The sequence below is a fragment of the Marinobacter vulgaris genome (assembly GCF_003344045.1).
Taxonomy (GTDB): domain Bacteria; phylum Pseudomonadota; class Gammaproteobacteria; order Pseudomonadales; family Oleiphilaceae; genus Marinobacter; species Marinobacter vulgaris.
Window position 1 is genome coordinate 1 of sequence record NZ_QFWX01000055.1, and the last position, 376, is coordinate 376.

Below are 376 nucleotides of genomic sequence, written 5' to 3' on the forward strand. Positions count from 1 at the left end.
TGGTAGTGAAAGCCCTGGATCATGCGTATGAGCAACGGGGGAAGCCCGCTGGGGTTCTGTTCCACTCCGACCAGGGCAGTCAGTATGCCAGTCGATTATTTCGTCAGAGGCTCTGGCGTTACCGCATGGAGCAAAGCATGAGTCGCCGGGGAAACTGCTGGGACAACGCCCCAATGGAACGAGTCTTTCGAAGCTTGAAGAGCGAATGGATCCCTTCACTGGGATATCGGTCGATTCCTGATGCCAGGAAGGATATTGGCGACTACCTGATGGACTACTACAACCGGCAGCGTCCTCATACGTTCAATGAAGGCATGCCACCGGTGATTGCGGAAGAAAAACTTAAAATACTGTCCGGGATTAGTTGACCACTACA

General features: G+C 52.9%; 1 protein-coding gene. It reads left to right on the plus strand.

The features are described 5' to 3' along the window. Positions 1 to 368: integrase core domain-containing protein (locus DIT71_RS17770; RefSeq protein ID WP_147271478.1), on the plus strand; the 368-nt coding region annotated here is incomplete at its 5' end. Positions 369 to 376 lie beyond the last annotated feature (8 nt).